General features: G+C 68.2%; 12 protein-coding genes and 2 pseudogenes. 9 read left to right on the top strand and 5 right to left on the bottom strand.

Annotation, left to right across the window (positions count from 1 at the left end; genetic code table 11):
* Positions 1-28 precede the first annotated feature (28 nt).
* Positions 29-1,756, top strand: coding sequence for an AMP-binding protein (locus tag LXE91_RS05470; RefSeq protein ID WP_039351428.1), 1,728 nt, complete (start codon positions 29-31; stop codon positions 1,754-1,756).
* A 286-nt stretch (positions 1,757-2,042) separates the two neighbouring features.
* Here LXE91_RS05470 and LXE91_RS05475 read toward each other — a convergent pair whose 3' ends face one another.
* Positions 2,043-2,198: a hypothetical protein gene (locus LXE91_RS05475; protein WP_171026772.1), complete on the bottom strand. Its 156-nt coding sequence runs from the start codon at positions 2,196-2,198 to the stop codon at positions 2,043-2,045.
* A 280-nt stretch (positions 2,199-2,478) separates the two neighbouring features.
* A complete protein-coding gene (locus LXE91_RS05480; protein WP_039351426.1) occupies positions 2,479-3,279 on the bottom strand; it encodes a transporter substrate-binding domain-containing protein in 801 nt (266 codons plus the stop codon).
* 149 nt (positions 3,280-3,428) lie between these two features.
* Between LXE91_RS05480 and hemE the strand changes: the two genes are divergently transcribed.
* The 4 genes and pseudogenes from hemE (at position 3,429) to LXE91_RS05500 (ending at position 12,789) form a co-directional block, all read left to right on the top strand.
* Entirely contained in the window at positions 3,429-4,523 is a 1,095-nt protein-coding gene (gene hemE / locus LXE91_RS05485; protein WP_039351423.1) for a uroporphyrinogen decarboxylase, read from the top strand.
* Positions 4,524-4,977: 454 nt separating this feature from the next.
* On the top strand, positions 4,978-7,239 hold the full coding sequence (locus LXE91_RS05490; RefSeq protein ID WP_039351420.1) for a primosomal protein N': 2,262 nt from the start codon (positions 4,978-4,980) through the stop codon (positions 7,237-7,239).
* 391 nt (positions 7,240-7,630) lie between these two features.
* Positions 7,631-11,565, top strand: a pseudogene (gene putA / locus LXE91_RS05495) (trifunctional transcriptional regulator/proline dehydrogenase/L-glutamate gamma-semialdehyde dehydrogenase).
* Positions 11,566-11,649: 84 nt separating this feature from the next.
* Complete coding sequence (locus tag LXE91_RS05500) at positions 11,650-12,789, top strand: branched-chain amino acid ABC transporter substrate-binding protein (RefSeq protein ID WP_039351413.1); 1,140 nt, start codon at positions 11,650-11,652, stop codon at positions 12,787-12,789.
* 118 nt (positions 12,790-12,907) lie between these two features.
* On the opposite strand, the gene LXE91_RS05505 is transcribed toward LXE91_RS05500, so the two are convergent.
* On the bottom strand, positions 12,908-14,416 hold the full coding sequence (locus LXE91_RS05505) for a class I adenylate-forming enzyme family protein (RefSeq protein WP_039351411.1): 1,509 nt from the start codon (positions 14,414-14,416) through the stop codon (positions 12,908-12,910).
* A 60-nt stretch (positions 14,417-14,476) separates the two neighbouring features.
* Positions 14,477-16,129 (bottom strand): acyl-CoA dehydrogenase family protein, encoded by a 1,653-nt coding sequence (locus tag LXE91_RS05510; RefSeq protein WP_039351408.1) that lies wholly within the window; start codon positions 16,127-16,129, stop codon positions 14,477-14,479.
* Between the two features lie 120 nt (positions 16,130-16,249).
* On the opposite strand from LXE91_RS05510, the pseudogene LXE91_RS05515 reads away from it, so the two are divergent.
* From LXE91_RS05515 to LXE91_RS05530, 4 genes and pseudogenes are all read left to right on the top strand, one after another.
* A pseudogene (locus LXE91_RS05515) lies at positions 16,250-16,917 on the top strand (TetR/AcrR family transcriptional regulator).
* 209 nt (positions 16,918-17,126) lie between these two features.
* Positions 17,127-18,281 (top strand): pyridoxal phosphate-dependent aminotransferase, encoded by a 1,155-nt coding sequence (locus tag LXE91_RS05520; RefSeq protein WP_039351404.1) that lies wholly within the window; start codon positions 17,127-17,129, stop codon positions 18,279-18,281.
* Positions 18,282-18,366: 85 nt separating this feature from the next.
* Positions 18,367-19,155, top strand: coding sequence for an ABC transporter substrate-binding protein (locus tag LXE91_RS05525; RefSeq protein WP_039351402.1), 789 nt, complete (start codon positions 18,367-18,369; stop codon positions 19,153-19,155).
* Between the two features lie 12 nt (positions 19,156-19,167).
* Positions 19,168-20,598, top strand: coding sequence for an FAD-binding oxidoreductase (locus LXE91_RS05530; RefSeq protein ID WP_039351401.1), 1,431 nt, complete (start codon positions 19,168-19,170; stop codon positions 20,596-20,598).
* Between the two features lie 45 nt (positions 20,599-20,643).
* On the opposite strand, the gene LXE91_RS05535 is transcribed toward LXE91_RS05530, so the two are convergent.
* Positions 20,644-21,216 carry a PadR family transcriptional regulator gene (locus tag LXE91_RS05535; protein ID WP_039351398.1) on the bottom strand — a complete coding sequence of 191 codons (573 nt, stop codon included), beginning with the start codon at positions 21,214-21,216 and terminating at the stop codon, positions 20,644-20,646.
* Positions 21,217-21,273 lie beyond the last annotated feature (57 nt).

A 21,273-nucleotide genomic window follows, 5' to 3' on the forward strand; every position in this document is an offset into this window, starting at 1 on the left:
GACCAGACAAAAAAGGACGGAGACATTCATGGCAGCAGACCTTGGCGTGGGCGCGCTGATCTCGCCCGAAAACGGCTTGTCGTACGTACGTGGCACAACCGACGTGCCGCTCTCCGAAGCGACGATCGGCCGGTTCCTGCTCGACACGGCCGGGCGCTTTCCCGATCGTCCGGCCGTCGTGTTCCGCGAGCAGCAGGTGCGCTGGACCTGGCGCGAGTTCGCGAACGAAGTCGACGTGCTGGCGTCCGGCCTGGCTTCGCTCGGCATCGTGAAGGGCGATCGCGTCGGCATCTGGTCGCCGAACCGCAGCGAATGGCTGCTCACGCAGTTCGCGACCGCGCGGATCGGAGCGGTGCTCGTCAACATCAATCCGGCCTACCGGCTGTCGGAACTCGAATACGCGTTGAACAAGGTCGGTTGCAAGGCGGTGATCGCCGCCGAACGCTTCAAGACGTCCGCGTATGTCGAGATGCTGCAGACCATCGCGCCGGAACTCGCGACCGCGACGCCGGGCGACCTGCATGCGGCGCGCGTGCCGAGCCTGCGCACGGTCGTGTCGATGGGCGACGTCGCGCCGGCCGGCATGTTCCGCTTCGCGGACCTGATGGCGCGCGGCCGCCAGGCCGTCGATCCCGCATTGCTCGATGCGCTCGGCGCGACGCTCGAGGCCAACGAGCCGATCAACATCCAGTTCACGAGCGGCACGACGGGCAGCCCGAAGGGCGCGACGCTCACGCACCGCAACGTCGTCAACAACGGGCGCTCGATCGCGACGGCGATGCGTTTCACCGAGCACGACACGTTGTGCATTCCGGTGCCGCTGTATCACTGCTTCGGGATGGTGCTCGCCGTGCTCGCGTGCGTGTCGAAGGGCGCGGCGATGGTGTTCCCCGGCGAAGCGTTCGACCCGGTCGCCACGCTCGCGGCGGTGGCGGAGGAGCGCTGCACCGCGCTGCATGGCGTGCCGACGATGTTCATCGCCGAGCTCGATCACCCCGAGTTCGCGAAATTCGACCTGTCGACGCTGCGCACCGGGATCATGGCCGGCTCGCCGTGCCCGATCGAGACGATGAAGCGCGTCGTGTCGCAGATGCACCTGTCGGAGATCACGATCGCGTACGGGATGACGGAAACGAGCCCGGTTTCGTTCCAGAGTTCGACCGACGATCCGCTCGAGAAGCGTACGACGACGGTCGGGCGCATTCAGCCGCACCTGGAAGTGAAGATCGTCGATCCGAGCGGCGGCATCGTGCCGGTCGGCACGACGGGCGAGCTGTGCACGAAGGGCTATTCGGTGATGCTCGGCTACTGGGACGACGATGCGAAGACGCGCGAGGTGCTGGTGGACGGCTGGATGCATACGGGCGACCTCGCGACGCTCGATGCGGACGGCTATTGCAACATCGTCGGCCGGCTCAAGGACATGGTGATTCGCGGCGGCGAGAACGTCTATCCGCGGGAGATCGAGGAATTCCTGTTTCGGCATCCGAAGATCCAGAGCGCGCAGGTATTCGGCGTGCCCGATGCGAAGTACGGCGAGGAGCTGTGCGCGTGGATCGTGCTGCGCGCGGACGAGCAGATGACCGAAGACGACGTGCGCGCGTTCTGCAACGGGCAGATCGCGCACTACAAGATCCCGCGCTACATCCGCTTCGTCGACGAGCTGCCGATGACGGTGACGGGCAAGGTGCAGAAGTTCGTGATGCGCGACCGGATGATCGAGGAGCTGAAGCTCGACGTGCAGAAGACCGCGTAGCGCGGCGTGAAGGCGGGATAAACGCGGCGGCCTGCGGGCCGTTGCGTTTTCGATGGACGAAAAAAAGCGGGCTTATTAGCCCGCTAAAAACCACACGCTACGGGGTTAGCGCGAGGAGACCAAAGATGAAACCGAGTCCGGCGGGGGGCCGGAAACGACTCCAACAGGGATGCCCCTCGGAAGGGCTTCGGTACGTGACCGACTGGCTCGCAGCGCTTCGCGTCCGCTCACACTTGGCACACGAGACCGCATCCGTGTTGAAACCGTTGAGGCCATTGTGGGCGAATTAATGACCCCTCGCGGTAACAAAGTGTTTCAGGTTGTAACGCCCGCCAGATAAGGCTTTCCGGGATTTTTTGCTGTTTTTGAGGGCCTGAAAAAGGTCATTTTTACCCATATTTTCCGCAGCGTTTTCAGCGCATGCGCGCAATGCGTTTTTCATGCGTATCAGGCTCGACGAATTGCCGATTTGCACGCGAGAAAATGCGTCTTTCGGCCGATACCACGCATGACGATTCATTCGTCAGAAAGATTTTGAAACGTGATTGGCATGCGCGGAAGTCGGCCGTTCGGCCAATTCGTTCGCGTCGGGCCGATTTCCCGGGTGTGGGCGCGCGGCACCGAAGTGTAACGACGGTGATCGGGCCACCGCCGCGCAGCGACTTTTGCGGGCAGCGGATGCGGGGTCGGTGCCCGCTACCGGCCGCCACGCACGAGCCTGCTTACTTCAGCCATTTATCCGAAATCGCCTGGTATTCGCCGGTCGACAGCGCGAGATGCAGCCACTGATCGACGTACTGCTGGAACGCGACGTCGCCGCGCGGCACCATGTACGCCTTCTCGCCGAACTGGAACGGCTTGTCCGGATGCACCGAGCACAGGCCCGGATTCAGCTTTTGCTGCAGCAGCGTCTCGGACGCATCCGTCACCATCACGTCCGCCTTGCCGGCGAGGATCTGCTTGAAGATCGTTACGTTGTCCGGATAGACGGTGAGGTTCGCGTGCGTGAAATACTGCTTCGCGAAACGCTCGTTGGTGCCGCCCGGGTTCACGATCACGCGCGTTTCCGGCCGGTCGATCTGCGCGACGCTCTGGTATTTGTCGGCGTCCGCGCAGCGCACGATCGGCGTCTTGCCGTCGACCACGTACGGCTGCGTGAAGAACACGCGCTTCTGGCGCTCGAGCGTCGTCGATACGCCGCCCACCGCGATGTCGCATTTCGCGACGAAATCGCCGGTCAGGTTCGGCCAGCTCGTCTTCACGTAGTCGGTCTTCACGCCGAGCGACTTCGCGAGCGATTCGGCCATGTCGATGTCGATGCCCTCGAAGCGGCCGTCCGCGCGGTAGTACGAATACGGCTTGTAGTCGCCCGTCGTGCACACGCGCAGCGTGCCGCGCGCGAGCACGTCGTCGAGCCGCGAGCCGGCGCCCGGTGCGGTAGCAGCAGCGCCCGCGCCGGTCTGCGCGTGCGCGGCGGCGCAGCAAAGCAATGCGGTGGCGGCGAGCGTGGCGAATGTCTTCATCGGTCTCCTCCTTCGTTTCGTTCGATATGAGCGTCCGATCATAACGGAGCCATCGCGCGCGTCATATGGCCGCCATCGCGTCGGCATGCGCAGCCCGACGGCGGCTGTCCGGTAAAATGCCGCTTTGCTCTCGCATCGTCGCTCCTACCGTGGCCCATACCCTGCTCAACGACACCTTCCTGCGTGCGCTTCTGCGCGAGCCGACCGACTACACGCCGATCTGGCTGATGCGCCAGGCCGGCCGCTACCTGCCCGAATACAATGCGACGCGCGCACGCGCCGGCAGCTTCCTCGGTCTCGCGAAGAATCCCGACTACGCGACCGAAGTGACGCTGCAGCCGCTCGAGCGCTTTCCGCTCGACGCCGCGATCCTGTTCTCGGACATCCTGACGATTCCCGACGCGATGGGGCTCGGCCTCGACTTCCAGGTCGGCGAAGGGCCGAAGTTCGCGCATCCGGTGCGCACCGAGGCCGACGTCGCGAAGCTCGCGGTGCCGGACATCGAAGCAACGCTCGGCTACGTGACGGGCGCGGTGCGCGAAATCCGTCGCGCGCTCACCGACGGCCAGGGCCGCCAGCGCGTGCCGCTGATCGGCTTTTCGGGCAGCCCGTGGACGCTCGCGTGCTACATGGTCGAAGGCGGCGGGTCGGACGATTTCCGCACGGTGAAGTCGATGGCGTATTCGCGCCCCGACCTGATGCACCGGATCCTCGACGTGAACGCGCAGGCGGTGGCCGCGTACCTGAACGCGCAGATCGAAGCGGGCGCCCAGGCCGTGATGATCTTCGATACATGGGGCGGCGCGCTGGCGGACGGCGCGTACCAGCGCTTCTCGCTGGACTACATCCGCCGCGTGGTGTCGCAGCTCAAGCGAGAGCACGACGGCGAGCGCGTGCCGGTGATCACGTTCACGAAGGGCGGCGGGTTGTGGCTCGAGGAGATCGCGGCGACCGGCGTCGACGCGGTCGGGCTCGACTGGACGGTCAACCTCGGCAAGGCACGCGAACGCGTCGCGGGCAAGGTCGCGCTGCAGGGCAACCTCGACCCGACGATCCTGTTTGCGCCGCCGGCCGCGGTGCGCGAGCAGGCGCGCGCGGTGCTCGACAGCTATGGCAACCATCCGGGCCACGTATTCAACCTTGGGCACGGTATTTCGCAATTCACGTCGCCCGATCACGTTGCCGAACTCGTCGACGAAGTGCATAGCCACAGCCGCGCGATCCGTAGCGGAGCCGCCGGCTGAACGCAAGCGCTGTCATGCTGCACTGCGGCGTGACTGCGTTTCGTTATCGGCACTAAACAGGGCGCAACCCCGCACCGGTTGCCGATTCAGTGCTTGTCAAGACTTGACTTATACACATTTTCCACGTTGCAGCGCGGTAGAGCCCTGTATCGGTCAATTTGTCTCGCTATGGTTCGGTAATTTGAATAGCAGCCTTATGGAATAAGGCTCCGCGGGGCACCGCAACAAGCGGCGAAAATCAGCGCAAAGCGCGGCCCCGCGCGCGTTGCGGCCATCGAGCGGCGAGTTCTCAACAAAGTTATCCACAGGCTGGCCAGGGTATACGGCGATTCCTAATGCGAATCCAAAACTTAGCGCCGAATCTGAAGTTTTACTTTAAGTTCGCTGCCCCGATGCGGGCGCGGATGTCGGCCGTCCAGGCCCATGCGGCGCACGCCGCCGCCGGAGCGTGGGGATGAGCGGCACCTATCTGCGCGTCGCGCTCGACCATCCGCTCGCCACCCTGTTCGACTACCGCTGCGACGCGCAACCGGCGCCCGGGCCCGGCACGCTCGTGCAGGTGCCGTTCGGCAAGCGGCAGGCCGTCGGGCTCGTCTGCGAAGTGACGACTCACACCGACGTGCCGCCGTCGCGGCTGCGCGCGATCGACGCGATCTGCACCGACCTGCCGCCGTTGTCGCCGGACTGGCTCGCGCTCGTGTCGTTCGCCGCGGATTACTACCAGCGCGGGCGTGGCGAGGTCGCGTTGCCGGCGCTGCCGCAGGCGCTGCGCGATGCCGGGCGCTGGGGGCGGCTGCTCGCGCCGGAGGTGCGTTACCGGCCGACGGAAACCGGCCGCGCGGCGCTACCCGACGCGTTGCCTGCGCGCGGGGCCGCGCTGCGGCGGCTCGCGCAGGCGCTGGTCGACACCGGCTCGCTGGCGCTGCCGGACGCGCGCGCGCTGCACCCGAAGGCGGCGGCCACGCTCGACGACTGGGCGGCGCGCGGCTGGGTCGACGTCGAGGAGATCGGCTGGGCCGATGCGCCTGTGCCCAAAGCTGTGGATAACCTGTTGGCAGCCGGTGGACGAACTGTGCCGCCGGCGCTCACGGACCAGCAGGCCGAGGCGCTCGACGCGATCCGCGCCGCGCAGGGCTTCGCGCCGTTCCTGCTGCACGGCGTGACGGGCAGCGGCAAGACCGAGGTCTATCTGCACGCGCTCGCGTCGCTGCTCGACGCGCGGCCGGATGCGCAGGCGCTCGTGCTCGTTCCCGAAATCAACCTGACGCCGCAGTTCGAAGCCGCGTTTCGCGCGCGTTTCGCGGGGGCGCTCCCCGACGACGCGATCGTCACGCTGCACAGCGGGCTCGCGGAGGGCGAACGTGCGCGCAACTGGCTCGCCGCGCACACGGGCCGCGCGCGGATCGTGCTCGGCACGCGCCTCGCGGTGCTCGCGTCGATGCCGACGCTCGCGCTGATCGTCGTCGACGAGGAGCACGAGCCCGCTTACAAGCAGCAGGAAGGGCTGCGCTATTCGGCGCGCGATCTCGCCGTGTGGCGCGCGAAGCAGCTCGGCATCACGGTCGTGCTCGGCTCGGCGACGCCGTCGCTCGAAAGCTGGTGGCAGGCCGAGCAGGGCCGCTACACGCGGCTCACGCTGTCGCGTCGCGCGGTGGCCGACGCGACGCTGCCGACCGTGCGGCTGATCGACCTCGAAGAGGAGCGGCGCCGCGGTCGCGCGTCGATGGGCGGGCTGTCGGGGCCGCTCGTCGCGGCACTGAAGGCGCGGCTCGAGCGCGGCGAACAGAGCCTCGTGTTCCTGAACCGGCGCGGTTATGCGCCGCAGCTCGCGTGCGACGCCTGCGGCTGGGTCGCCGGCTGCCCGCGCTGCAGCGCGTACGTCGTGCTGCACAAGCCCGAGCACGCGTTGCGCTGCCATCACTGCGGCTGGGAGTCGCGCATTCCGCGGTCGTGCCCCGAGTGCGGCAACGTCGACATCGCGCCGCTCGGGCGCGGCACGCAACGGATCGAGGAAGCGCTCGCCGAAGCCGTGCCGGGCGCGCGCGTGCTGCGGATCGACGCGGACAGCACGCGCCGCAAGGGCAGCGCCCAGGCGCTCTTTTCCGACGTGCATGCGGGGGAGGTCGATATCCTCGTCGGCACGCAGATGATCGCGAAGGGGCACGACTTCCAGCGCGTGTCGCTCGTCGGCGTGCTCAATGCCGACACCGCGCTGTTCTCGCACGACTTCCGCGCGAGCGAACGGCTGTTCGCGCAGCTGATGCAGGTGAGCGGCCGCGCGGGCCGCGCGGGGCTGCCGGGCGAAGTGCTCGTGCAGACACGTTACCCGCGTCACGCGCTGTACCACGCGCTCGGGCGGCAGGATTACGTCGGCTTCGCGAATTCGACGCTCGGCGAGCGCCGCGACGCGCACCTGCCGCCGTTCGTCTACCAGGCGTTGCTGCGCGCCGAAGGGCGCACGCTCGACGCCGCGCTCGCGTTCCTGCTGCAAGCCGCGGCCGCGTTGCCGGGGCTGCCGGGCGCCGATCGCGTGACGGTCTACGACGCGGTGCCGATGACGATCGTCAAGGTCGCGAACGTGCATCGCGCGCAGTTGCTGCTCGAAAGCGCATCGCGGGCGGCGCTGCAGCATGCGCTACGCGCATGGCAGCCTGAGCTGCGCGCGCTGAAGGGCGTGCTGCGTTGGAGCGTCGAGGTCGATCCGCTGGATATCTGAGCTGAGCGGCGGCGCGGCATGCGGCCGCCGTGCTGCTTGCCGCTGCGTTGCACCCCCGGCCGCCGGGCCGGGTACCCGCGAACCATCTCTTGCCGCCCGCCCGCGCCCGGGCGCCGCACCTTCCCCCATACCCAGTGCAACCCGTTTTCGTCCGCCGCGACGCGCGCGAAAGGTTGCGCACGCATGTCAAACCGGCCCGATCAGGGAAAACACCGAGCCTCCGACCACGGGCAACTCCTAGGTTGCAACCGCATAAGTGGCTGATTATATTGAGTAACCTAAGGGTGCAACCCATCTCGTAATTTGGTTGCACCTTTTTATTGCGTGCCGTAGGATTTCGCGCATCCTCTCACACCACATTGCCGGGCTCGCACCGGCGCACGAACCCACCATGGCAAGCACGACTCTCGGCGTCAAGGTCGACGACCTTCTCCGCTCGCGCCTCAAGGACGCCGCCGCGCGTCTCGAGCGCACTCCCCACTGGCTGATCAAGCAGGCGATCTTCGCGTATCTCGAGCGGATCGAGCACGGCCAGTTGCCGCCCGAGCTGTCGGGCCACAGCGGCGTGACGGAGCTCGCCGACGGTCAGTCCGCGGACGGCGACGACGACAACTCGCCGCATCCGTTCCTCGAGTTCGCGCAGAACGTGCAACCGCAATCGGTGCTGCGCGCGGCGATCACGGCGGCGTACCGCCGCCCCGAGCCGGAATGCGTGCCCTTCCTGCTCGGTCAGGCGCGCCTGCCCGCGAACCTGCAGGCGGACGTGCAGGCGCTCGCGACGAAGCTCGTCGAGGCGCTGCGCGAGAAGAGCTCCGGCGGTGGCGTCGAAGGGCTGATCCACGAGTTCTCGCTGTCGAGCCAGGAAGGCGTCGCGCTGATGTGCCTAGCCGAAGCGCTGCTGCGCATTCCCGATCGCGCGACCCGCGATGCGCTGATCCGCGACAAGATCAGCAAGGGCGACTGGCGCTCGCACGTCGGCCACGCGCCGTCGCTGTTCGTGAACGCGGCCACGTGGGGGCTGATGATCACCGGCAAGCTCGTGACGACCAACAGCGAAGCCGGGCTGTCGTCGGCGCTCACGCGCCTGATCGGCCGCGGCGGCGAGCCGCTGATCCGCAAGGGCGTCGACATGGCGATGCGCCTGATGGGCGAGCAGTTCGTCACCGGCGAGACGATTTCCGAAGCATTGGCGAACAGCCGCAAGTACGAAGCGCGCGGCTTCCGCTACTCGTACGACATGCTCGGCGAAGCGGCAACGACCGAAGAGGACGCGCAGCGCTACTACGCGTCGTACGAACAGGCGATCCACGCGATCGGCAAGGCAGCCGGCGGCCGCGGCATCTACGAAGGCCCGGGCATCTCGATCAAGCTGTCGGCGCTGCACGCGCGCTACTCGCGCTCGCAGCAGGACCGCACGATGAGCGAGCTGCTGCCGCGCGTGCGCGCGCTCGCGCTGCTCGCGCGCCGCTACGACATCGGCCTGAACATCGATGCCGAAGAAGCCGACCGCCTCGAACTGTCGCTCGACCTGCTCGAGGCGCTGTGCTTCGATCCGGATCTCGCGGGCTGGAACGGCATCGGCTTCGTCGTGCAGGGTTACCAGAAGCGCTGCCCGTTCGTGATCGACTACCTGATCGATCTCGCGCGCCGCAGCCGTCACCGCCTGATGATCCGCCTCGTGAAGGGCGCGTACTGGGATACCGAGATCAAGCGCGCGCAGGTCGACGGCCTCGAAGGCTATCCGGTCTACACGCGCAAGATCTACACGGACGTGTCGTACCTCGCGTGCGCGAAGAAGCTGCTCGCGGCGCCGGACGCCGTGTACCCGCAGTTCGCGACGCACAACGCGTACACGCTGGCCGCGATCTACCAGCTCGCGGGCCAGAACTACTACCCGGGCCAGTACGAATTCCAGTGCCTGCACGGGATGGGCGAGCCGCTGTACGAGGAAGTCACCGGCCGCGACAAGCTGAACCGCCCGTGCCGCGTGTACGCGCCGGTCGGCACGCACGAGACGCTGCTCGCGTACCTGGTGCGCCGCCTGCTCGAGAACGGCGCGAACACGTCGTTCGTGAACCGCATCGCGGATAAATCGGTGTCGGTGAAGGAGCTGGTTGCCGATCCGGTCGACGAGGCATCGAAGGTCGTGCCGCTCGGCGCGCCGCACGCGAAGATCCCGCTGCCGCGCAACCTGTACGGCGACGAGCGCCCCAACTCGATGGGCCTCGACCTGTCGAACGAACACCGTCTCGCGTCGCTGTCGTCGGCGCTGCTCGCAAGTGCGCATTTCCCGTGGCGTGCGGCGCCGATGCTCGCCGACGACACGCTCGCCGACGCGCCGCCCCGCGACGTGCGCAACCCGGCTGACCAGCGCGACCCGGTCGGCACGGTCAGCGAAGCGACGGCCGAACACGTGAGCGCGGCGCTCGCGCACGCGGTGGCCGCCGCGCCGATCTGGCAGGCGACGCCAGTCGATGCCCGCGCCGATTGCCTGGTGCGCGCGGCCGACCTGCTCGAAGCGCAGATGCACACGCTGATGGGCCTGATCGTGCGCGAAGCCGGCAAATCGCTGCCGAACGCGATCGCCGAAATCCGCGAAGCGGTCGACTTCCTGCGCTACTACGCCGCACAGATCCGCGACGAGTTCTCGAACGACACGCACCGTCCGCTCGGCCCCGTGGTCTGTATCAGCCCGTGGAACTTCCCGCTCGCGATCTTCATGGGCCAGGTGGCCGCGGCACTGGCCGCCGGCAACACGGTGCTCGCGAAGCCGGCCGAACAGACGCCGCTGATCGCCGCCCAGGCCGTGCGCCTGCTGCGCGAGGCCGGCGTGCCGGCCGGTGCGGTGCAGCTGCTGCCGGGCACCGGCGAGACCGTCGGCGCGGCGCTGGTGGCCGACGCGCGTACCCGCGCGGTGATGTTCACCGGTTCGACCGAAGTCGCGCGGCTGATCAACAAGACGCTCGCCGCGCGCCTCGACCCGGACGGCAAGCCGATTCCGCTGATCGCCGAAACGGGCGGCCAGAACGCGATGATCGTCGACTCGTCGGCGCTCGCGGAGCAGGTCGTCGCGGACGTGATGCAGTCGTCGTTCGACTCGGCCGGTCAACGGTGTTCGGCGCTGCGCGTTCTGTGTCTGCAGGACGACGTCGCGGACCGCACGCTGACGATGCTCAAGGGCGCGATGCACGAGCTGGCGCTCGGCAACCCCGACCGGCTGTCGACCGACGTCGGCCCGGTGATCGATGCCGAAGCGAAGCAGACGATCGACACGCACGTCGCGGCGATGAAGGACAAGGGCCACGCGGTCACGCAACTGCCTGCGCCGGAAGCCTGCGCGCACGGCACGTTCGTGCCGCCGACGCTGATCGAGATCGGCAGCATCGACGAGTTGAAGCGCGAAGTGTTCGGCCCCGTGCTGCACGTGGTGCGCTACCGCCGCAGCCAGCTCGACAAACTGCTCGAGCAGATCCGCGCGACCGGCTACGGGCTGACGCTCGGCATCCACACGCGGATCGACGAGACGATCGCGCACGTGATCTCGAATGCACACGTCGGCAACATCTACGTGAACCGCAACGTGATCGGCGCGGTGGTCGGCGTGCAGCCGTTCGGCGGCGAAGGGCTGTCGGGCACGGGCCCGAAGGCCGGCGGCGCGCTGTACCTGCAGCGCCTGCTCGCGACGCGGCCGTCGGGCCTGCCGCGTTCGCTCGCGCAGATGCTGATCGCGGACGGCGCGGTGGAGGGCGACGCACGCGGCAACCCGGCGGCGGCGCTCACGACGCTGCGCGACTGGCTGATCGAGCAGCGCGAGCCGGCACTGGCGGCACGTTGCGACGGCTACCTGGCGCAGGTGCCGGCCGGTGCAACCGCGGTGCTGACCGGTCCGACGGGCGAGCGAAACACGAGCCTACACTCGGCCCGCGCGGCACGGTGTTGTGTGTCGCGGCGACGCCGGGCGGTGCGCGCGCGCAGTTCGCGGCGGTGCTGGCGACCGGTAACCGCGCGCTGTTCGCGGGTGCGGCCGGCGAGGCGCTGGTTGCCGCGCTGCCGGCCTCGCTGAAGGCTCACGCGACCGTGCGCAAGCAGGCCGACGCGCCGTTCGACGCGGTGCTGTTCGAAGGCGACAGCGACGAACTGCAGACGCTCGTGAAGGACGTCGCGCAGCGGCCGGGCCCGATCGTGTCGGTGCAGGGCGTGTCGGTAGGCGCGTTCGAGAACGGCGATGCGGAAGATTACGCGCTGGAACGGCTGCTGACGGAGCGCTCGGTGAGCGTGAACACGGCCGCGGCGGGTGGCAATGCGAATTTGATGACGATCGGCTGATCATCCTTGCCGTTCGGATCAAACAAAGGAAGCGGCTAGGCGATCCCGAAGCCGCTCCATTTACCCTGGTACCAAGGAGATGCTATGCAACACACGATGAAAAAGCTGGCAGGCGCGACGTTCGTCGCGGTCATGTCGCTGGCGGGGACGGCCCATGCGGATGACGTGAAGATCGGTTACGCAGGGCCGATGACGGGCGCGCAGGCGCACTACGGCAAGGATATGCAGAACGGGATCGCGCTCGCGATCGAGGATTTCAACGCGACGAGCCCGAAGATCGGCGGCAAGCCGGTGAAGTTCGTGCTCGACACGCAGGACGACCAGGCTGACCCGCGCACCGGCACGACGGTCGCGCAGAAGCTCGTCGACGACGGCATCAAGGGCATGCTCGGCCACTTCAACTCGGGCACGACGATTCCGGCTTCGCGCATCTACGCGAACGCGGGCATTCCGCAGATCGCGATGGCGACCGCACCGGAATACACGCAGCAGGGCTACAAGACGACCTTCCGCATGATGACGTCCGACACGCAGCAGGGCTCGGTGGCCGGCACGTTCGCGTCGAAGGATCTCGGCATGAAGAAGATCGCGATCGTCGACGACCGCACGGCCTACGGCCAGGGTCTCGCCGACCAGTTCGAGAAGGCCGCGAAGGCCGGCGGCGCGACGATCGTCGACCGTGAATTCACGAACGACAAGGCTGTCGACTTCAAGGCGATCCTGACCAAGCTGAAGGCGGCGAAGCCGGATCTCGTCTACTACGGCGGCGCGGATTCGCAGGCGGCACCGATGGTCAAGCAGATGAAGACGCTCGGCATCACCGCCCCGCTGATGAGCGGCGAAATGGTGAAGACACCGACGTTCCTGAAGATCGCGGGCACCGCGGCGGACGGCACGATCGCTTCGCTGGCAGGCCTCCCGCTGGAAGAAATGCCGGGCGGCAAGACGTACGCCGACAAGTACAAGAAGCGCTTCGGCGAAGACGTGCAGACGTACTCGCCGTATGCGTACGACGGTGCGATGGCGCTGTTCAACGCGATGAAGAAGGCCGATTCGACCGATCCGGCGAAGTACCTGCCGGTGCTCGCGAAGACCGACATGGCCGGCGTGACGTCGACGCACGTCGCGTATGACGCGAAGGGCGACCTGAAGAACGGCGGCATCACGATGTACAAGGTCGAGAAGGGCGAGTGGAAGCCGCTGAAGAGCATCGGCGGCAAGTAAGCAGCCTTTGATGTGACGCGCAGGCGGCGGCGCATGCCGCCGCCCCGTCGATCATGCGAAAAAGCCACCGGGCCGTCGGGCCGGGTGGCTTTTTCTTTTGCCGCGGCCGCTCGAGCGGCTATTCGCGACGCACGCGCAGCAGGAACTTCTGCAGCTTGCCCGTCGGCGTGCGCGGCAGCGCCTGCGCGAACGTGAATTCGCGCGGGATCTTGTACGCGGCGAGGCGCTCGCCGCAGAACGCGCGCAGCGCATCCGCGTCGGGCACGGTGCCCGCGCGCAGCACCACGTGCGCGACGACCGTCTCGCCCCACTCGGGATGCGGGACGCCGACGACGGCCGCCTCGGCGATGTCCGGGTGCGCGCCGAGCACGTCCTCCACTTCCTTCGAATAGACGTTCTCGCCGCCCGTCACGATCATGTCCTTCAGCCGGTCGACGATGAACAGGTAGCCATCCTGATCGATTCGCGCGATATCGCCGGTGCGATACCAGCCGTGCGGCGCGAACGCGGCGCGCGTTGCGGCCGCATCGTCGAGATAGCCGAGCATCATGCTGTCGGTCTTCAGCCAGATCTCGCCGGTCTCGCCCGGGTGCGCGTCGAGGCCGTCGATCCGCACGACGCGCAGGTCGACACCCGGGCCGCCGGTGCGGCCGATCGAACCGGCCTTCGCGATCTGCTCGTCCGGATACAGCGTCGTGCCGGCCGGGCCTGCTTCGGTCATGCCGTACACCTGGAAGAACGCATCGCTGCGATACGCACGCGTGAGACGTTCGGCCTGCGCGGGGCCGATCGGGCCGCCGCCGTACAGCCAGGCGCGCACGCTCGACAGGTCGAACGCCGCGAAGCCGTCGACCGTGTCGAGCGGCAGCAGGTACGACACCGGCGCACCGAAATACAGCGTCACGCGCTCGCGCTCGATAGTCTGCAGGAAGCGCAGCGGATGGTATTCGCGCAGCAGCACGACGGTGCCGCCTGCGTACAACGTGCCGCCGAACCAGTTGTTGAGCGGCGACGAATGCCAGATCGGCATCGCCATCAGCGTGCGCTCGTGGCGGCCGATGCCGGTCGCGAGCGCCGCCTGCATCGCCGCGAGCGTCACGGTGCGGTGGCTGTGCACGCAGCCTTTCGGGTGGCCGGTCGTGCCCGACGTATAGAGGATCTGCGCGATGTCGCCGTCGGCCGGCTCGATGCCCGCGAGGCCGTCCATCGTCGCGCACAGCGTGTCGAAGCACGGCACGCCGTCGAGTTCGCCTTCGGTCACGAGCCGCCGCGCGGGATGCACGAGGCGTTCGACCACCGGCGCGAGCGCGACGTCGAACAGCAGCGCCTTGCTGCGGCTGTGTTCGAGCACGTAGTCGACTTCCGGCGCCTGCAGCTTGTGGTTGACCGGCACGAACGTCGCGCCGAGCCGCCACGCGCCGAACATCAGGTCGACGAACGCCGGCGTGTTGAAGCACATCGCGGCGACACGGTCGCCGGCCGCGACGCCGAGCGCGCTCAGCACGGCTGCCGCGCGGTGCGAGCGCTCGCGCGCGGCGGCATAGGTGATCGTCGCGGATTCGCTGACGAGGAACGGCTGGTCGGGCGTCGCACGGGCGGCGCGATCAAGGGCGGCGACGAGGTTCATCGGAACTCCGGGCGGGCGATCGAAGGCGAACGGGGTCGTATTGCGTTGTCCGAAACGGCATCAGGCCGGGTACGCGCGCTGCAGCAGCGCGGCGACGTCGATCGTGTGCGGATCGAAGCCGCCCGCGATGCGGCCCCAGTCGGGCGCGGCGAGCCGCGTCGCGATGAATGCGTCGGCAACGGGCGCCGGCGCATCGCGGTGCAGCAGGCAGGCTTGCGCGACCACCGCGAGCCGCTGCGCGACCACGCGGCCCGATGCCTCGAGCGTGTCGGCAGGCGCCGCGAGCATCGCGCGCAGCGCATCGAGCGCCGCGCGGATGCGCGGTTCGCCCGCGCCGAGATCGGCGAGTTCGGCAAACAGCGCGGCGGCCGCGTCGGGCTCGCGCGATATCGCGCGCAGCACGTCGAGGCACATCACGTTGCCCGAGCCTTCCCAGATCGAGTTGACGGGCGCCTCGCGGAACAGCCGCGCGATCGGGCCATCGTCGACGTAGCCGTTGCCGCCGAACACTTCCATCACCTCGCCGGTCAGCTCGACCGCGCGCTTGCACACCCAGAATTTCGCGGCGGGCGTGACGATGCGCTTCCATGCGCGTTCGCGCGGCGAGTCGTCGCGCTCGAACGCGTCGGCGAGACGCATCGACAGCGACAGCGCCGCTTCGCTTTCGAGCGCGAGATCGGCGAGCACGGTGCGCATCAGCGGCTGCTCGGCGAGCGCGCGGCCGAACGCATGGCGCTGGCGCGTGTACGCGATCGCCTGCACGACGCCCTGGCGCAGCATCGCCGCGCTGCCGAGCACGCAGTTCAGCCGCGTGTAGGTGGCCATCTCGATGATGGTCGGAATGCCGCGGCCTTCGTCGCCGAGCATGATGCCCCACGCGTCGTTCAACTCGATCTCGCTGCTCGAGTTGCTGCGGTTGCCGACCTTGTCCTTCAGCCGCTGGATCTCGACCGCGTTCTTCGTGCCGTCCGGCCGCCAGCGCGGTACGTAGAAGCACGAAGGGCTGCCGGCTTCGGTGCGCGCGACGACGAGATGCGCGTCGCACATCGGCGCCGAGAAAAACCACTTGTGGCCGCGCAGCCGGTATTCGCCGCCGCGTCCGCCCGCGCCGACGGCGGTCGCGAGCGTCGTGTTCGCGCGCACGTCGGAGCCGCCCTGTTTCTCGGTCATGCCCATGCCGAACCAGATCGAGCGCTTGTCGGCGACCGGCACGTCGCGCGGATCGTAGTCGTCGCTGTAGAGCTTGTCGCGCAGCAGGTCCCACAGCGCGGGCTCCTTCTGCAGTACGGGAATCGCGGCCTGCGTCATCGTCGCCGGGCACAGCGTGCCGGCCTCGATCTGGCCGTGCAGGTAGAAGCCGGCGGCCGTCGCGGCCCAGCGGCCGCGGCGCGTGTCGCGGAACGCGAGCGACACGAAGCCTTCGTGGCGGTACTGGCCGAGCAGCGTGTGCCAGGCCGGGTGGAAGTCGACGCGGTCGATGCGCCGGCCGCGCCGGTCGAAGGTGTGCAGTTCCGGCGTGTGGTGGTTCGCTTCGTCGGCGAGCCGTGCGGTGTCGGCGCTGCCGAGCCGCGCGCCGTAGGCGTCGAGCTGCGGCACGGCCCAGTCGGCGCCCGCGCGGGTGAGCGCGTCGCGCAGCGCGATGTCCGTCGTGAAGAGGTTATAGTCGACCAGTTCGTCGAACTGGTTCGTGACGGCGTGAGTCGATTCGGTCATCGAGGTGTCTCCGGTCTCATGCTTCGCGGGCGGCCGGCGTCATGCCGCACGGATGACGCTTCGGCGCCGGCTCCGGCCCCCGGTAAAACGCATTCCCTGCTGATTTCCAGAGTAGCAAATATGCCGCCGCGACATGTTCAGGTTCCGGCGCCGCCCGGCCAGCCGGCGGCGCAACCCGCGCCCGCCTTGCGCCGCCGGCCGCGCCAGTCGCGCGCGCAGGCGAGTTCCGACGCGCTGCAGCAGGCGTTCGTTCAGCTTTTGCTCGAACGCGGCTACGCGAAGGCGACGATCCGTGAGATCGCGGCGGTCGCGGGCGTGAGCATCGGCACCTTCTACGAATATTTCGGCGACAAGCAGAGCCTCGCGGCGCTCTGCATCCACCGGCACGTGCTGGCGCTGGCCGACCGGCTGCGCGACACCGTGGCGCGGCTGCGCGAGCGCCGCGGGCCGAACTGGCCGCCGCGCTCGTCGACCTGCAGGTCGAGGCGATCGGCGCCGACGCGGCGCTGTGGGGCGCGCTCTTCGCGCTGGAGCGGCAGGTGTCGCCGCTCACCGCCTACCGTCGGCATTACGACGCGTATGTCGCGCTGTGGCGCGACGCGCTCGCGCACGCGGCCGATCCGCCGCCGGCCGCGCGGCTCGACGGGCTCGCGCGGATGGCGCACGCGATCTGCTACGGCGGCCTTTCGCAGGCGTTGCTGACGCTCGGGCCCGCGTTCGACATCGCCGCGCTGCGCGACGAACTGCGGGCCGTGCTGCTCGCCTACCTGGCGGCGGCCGGCCGGTAGCATTCCTAGGGGAAATGCCTGATTCGCATGTCGCTCCGGCAGGCTTGCCTTGCCGCTGCGTACTCCTCGCGGCGAGCCATGAGAAAAATGCATGGTCGCCATGACGAACTTTCGATTGTCCGCCGATATTGGCTCGGGCTAAATCGTGCGACGGATGCAGGCCGTGCGCGTCGCGCGCGGCCGCCCGAAGGACATCAGAAGGAGGAGTCATGCGAAGCGCCACCGCGCCCCGCTCGAAATTGCCCGACGTCGGGACGACGATCTTCACGGTGATCGGCCAACTGGCTGCCCGCCACGACGCGTTGAACCTGTCGCAAGGGGCGCCGAATTTCGCGCCCGATCCGGCGCTCGTCGAAGGCGTTGCGCGCGCGATGCGCGACGGACACAACCAGTACGCGCCCATGGCCGGCGTCATGGCGCTGCGCGAGCGGCTCGCCGAGAAGACCGAGGCGCTGTACGGCACGCACTACGACCCGGCCACCGAGATCACGGTGATCGCCAGCGCGAGCGAAGGGCTCTACGCGGCGATCAGCGCGCTCGTGCATCCGGGCGACGAGGTGATCTACTTCGAGCCGTCGTTCGACAGCTATGCGCCGATCGTGCGGCTGCAGGGCGCGACGCCGGTGGCGATCAAGTTGTCGCCCGAGCATTTCCGCGTGAACTGGGACGAAGTCGCCGCGGCGATCAACCCGCGCACGCGGATGATCATCGTCAACACGCCGCACAACCCGACCGCGACCGTGTTCTCGGCCGACGATCTCGAACGGCTCGCGCAGCTCACGCGCGATACCGGCATCGTGATCCTGTCCGACGAGGTCTACGAGCACGTCGTGTTCGACGGCGCGCAGCACCAGAGCATGGCGCGCCATCGCGAGCTGGCCGAGCGCAGTGTGATCGTGTCGTCGTTCGGCAAGTCGTTCCACGTGACGGGCTGGCGGGTCGGCTATTGCCTTGCGCCGGCCGAGCTGATGGACGAGATCCGCAAGGTGCACCAGTTCATGGTGTTCGCGGCCGACACGCCGATGCAGGTCGCGTTCGCGGAGATCCTCGCGCGGCCGGACAGCTACCTCGGCCTGTCGGCGTTCTACCAGGCCAAGCGCGACCTGCTCGCGCGAGAGCTGGCCGATTCGCGTTTCGAGCTGCTGCCGAGCGAAGGCTCGTTCTTCATGCTGGCGCGCTTCCGGCACTTCTCGGACGAAAGCGACAGCGATTTCGTGCTGCGCCTGATCCGCGACGCGCGCGTCGCGACGATTCCGCTGTCGGCGTTCTATACCGACGGCACCGACGCCGGCGTGATCCGGCTCAGTTTTTCGAAGGACGACGCGACGCTGATCGAAGGCGCGCGGCGGCTGCGTTCGCTGTAAGGCCCGTACGGAAACAGGCGACGGGCATCCGGCGACGGGCATCCGGCGACGGGAACGTCGCACCGACCAGACACAGGAGATCACGATGAAGCACACGGCCCCCTTGAAACTCGCGTTCGCACTCGCGTGCGCCATCGGCTCGGGCGCGGCGCTCGCCGAAGCGCAGACACTGCGCTTCGGCCTCGAGGCGCAATACCCGCCGTTCGAATCGAAAGCGCCGAACGGCGACCTGCAGGGCTTCGACGTCGACGTCGGCAATGCCGTCTGCCAGACGGCGAAGCTGTCGTGCAAATGGATCGAGACGTCGTTCGACGGCCTGATTCCCGCGCTGCAGGGCCGCAAGTTCGACGCCATCAACTCGGCGATGAACGCGACCGAGCAGCGGCGCCAGGCGATCGACTTCACGACGATCATCTATCGCGTGCCGACCCAGCTGATCGCCCGCACCGGCAGCGGCCTGCTGCCGACGCCGGAATCGCTGAAGGGCAAGCGCGTCGGCGTGCTGCAGGCGTCGATCCAGGAAACCTTCGCGAAGGCGCACTGGGAGCCGGCCGGCGTCACGGTCGTCCCGTATCAGGACCAGAACCAGGCGTACGCGGACCTCGTGTCCGGGCGTCTCGACGCGACGCTCGTGCTCGCACCGTCCGGCCAGCGCGGTTTCCTGTCGCGTCCGGACGGCAAGGGCTTCTCGTTCGTCGGCCAGCCGGTGCGCGACGACAAGATCCTCGGCAACGGCATCGCATTCGGGCTGCGTAAAGGCGACAGCGCGCTGAAGGCGAAACTCGATGCGGCGATCGACAAGCTGAAGGCGGACGGGACGGTGAAGACGCTCGGCCTGAAGTATTTCGGCGACATCGACATCTCGGCGAAGTAAGCGGGCCGCGCGATGCAGAACCGGAACACGGCCGCCACGGGTAGCGATCGGGGCGGCGCGCCGCTGCCGGGTGACGGACTCGAAGCCGTGCTCGTCGCCGAACTGGGCGATGCGCTCGTCACCCGCTCGGCCGACATCGATCCGCGTTATTTCACCGCGTACAACGAGCCGGCCGGCGCGCGGCCGCATGCGCTGGTGCGCCCGCGCAGCATCGACGACGTGTCGCGCACGCTCGCGCTGTGCACGCGTTTCGGCCAGCCGGTCGTGCCGCAGGGCGGCCTGACGGGGCTCGCGCGCGGTGCGGTCGCGCTGGGCGGCGAGGTGGTGCTGTCGATGGAACGCTTCGCGGGCATCGAGGCGCTCGACGCGGCGGCCGGCACGATGACCGTGCGCGCCGGGACGCCGTTGCAGACGGTGCAGGAAGCCGCGGAAGCGGCGGGTTTCACGTTCGGCGTCGATCTCGGCGCGCGCGGTTCATGCCAGATCGGCGGCATGCTCGCGACCAACGCGGGTGGCACGCGGGCGATCCGCTACGGGATGATGCGCGAGCAGGTGCTCGGGCTCGAGGCGGTGCTCGCGGACGGCACGGTCGTGTCGTCGATGAACCGGATGCTGAAGAACAACGCGGGCTACGACCTCAAGCAGCTGTTCATCGGCAGCGAAGGGACGCTCGGCGTCGTCACGCGTGCGGTGCTGCGGCTGCATCCGTTGCTGGCCGCACCGGCCACGGCGCTCTGCCGCGTGCGCGACTACGACGCGGTGGTCGCGCTGTGGAACCGCGTGCGCATGTTGCCGGAGGTCGTCAGTTTCGAGGCGATGTGGCCGGCGTTCTACGACTACGTCGCGCGTCATACGCCGGGCGTTTCGGCTCCGTTCGTCGGCGACGACGGCTTCGCGGTACTGATCGAATGCGCGACGAGCGCGCCGGGCGGTGACGCGCACCAGGCGCTGGAAACCGGTCTCGCGGCGGGGTTCGACGCGGGGCTCGTGGAGGATGCGGTGCTCGCGACGTCGGAGCGGCAGGCGCGCGACTTGTGGACGCTGCGCGAAGGCCTCGCGATCGACGCGCTGCCGCATCTCGTCAACTTCGACGTGAGCCTGCCGACGGGCGAGCTCGGTGCGTTCGCCGAGCGCTGCGAGGCGGCGTTGCGGGCGCGCTGGCCGGACGTCATGTGCCTGTTCTTCGGCCATGTCGGGGACGGCAATGTGCATATCGGCGTGTCGCTGGCGGGGATGACCGACGCGGACCTCGATGCACTCGATCACTGCGTGTACGCGGTGGTGCGCGAGATGGGCGGGTCGGTGTCGGCCGAACACGGGATCGGCGTGCTCAAGCGCGCTTATCTCGCGCATACGCGCAGCGACGCGGAAATCGGATTGATGCGACGCCTGAAGGCCGCGCTGGATCCGCTCGGCATCCTGAATCCCGGCAAGGTGCTTTGATCGGTGCGATGCACGTTGCCGGCGGGAGCCGGCCAGCGCGACGCGTCAGCCGTCCACCCAGCGCAGCGCGCCGATCTTCAGGTGTTCGACGACGCTGCGCGCCCAGTCGAGTTCGGCATTGAGCAGCACGAGCGCATGCTCGTTCTGCAGCAGGAACAGGCGCGGCACCTGGTCGGCCTGTGCGGTGGCGCGCAGCGTTTCGAGGCGCTCGCGCTCCGCGTCGAGCCGCGTGATTCGAAGCTCGAGCTGGTGGCGGGCATCTTCGGCGTCGAGCAGCGGCAGGAACGCGAGACCGGCGCCGAACGCCGGGAATTCACGCGCGGGCTCCGCGAGCAGCGCATGCAGCCACGCCTGCCCGGCCGTGTGCCCGGCCTCGGTCAGCGCATACAGCGTGCGCTCCGGAAACGCACCGTCGCGCTCGGTGTCGTGCACGGCAATCATCCCGTCGCGCAGCAGCCGGTCGATCGTCTGGTAAAGGCTGGTGCGCTGGCGCACGTTGACGACTTCGTCGTACCCGCGAGCCTTCAGTTGCTGCAGCATCCCGTAGGGATGCATCGGCGTTTCGGTAAGCGTCGCGAGGACGGCCAGCGCTAGCGGGGACGGACGACTGGTGGACATGAATAGTTATTCAATATCTAGTAAGAATATAACTATTCTCGACCAGACTATCATATT

The sequence above is a fragment of the Burkholderia contaminans genome (assembly GCF_029633825.1).
GTDB classification, from domain to species: domain Bacteria; phylum Pseudomonadota; class Gammaproteobacteria; order Burkholderiales; family Burkholderiaceae; genus Burkholderia; species Burkholderia contaminans.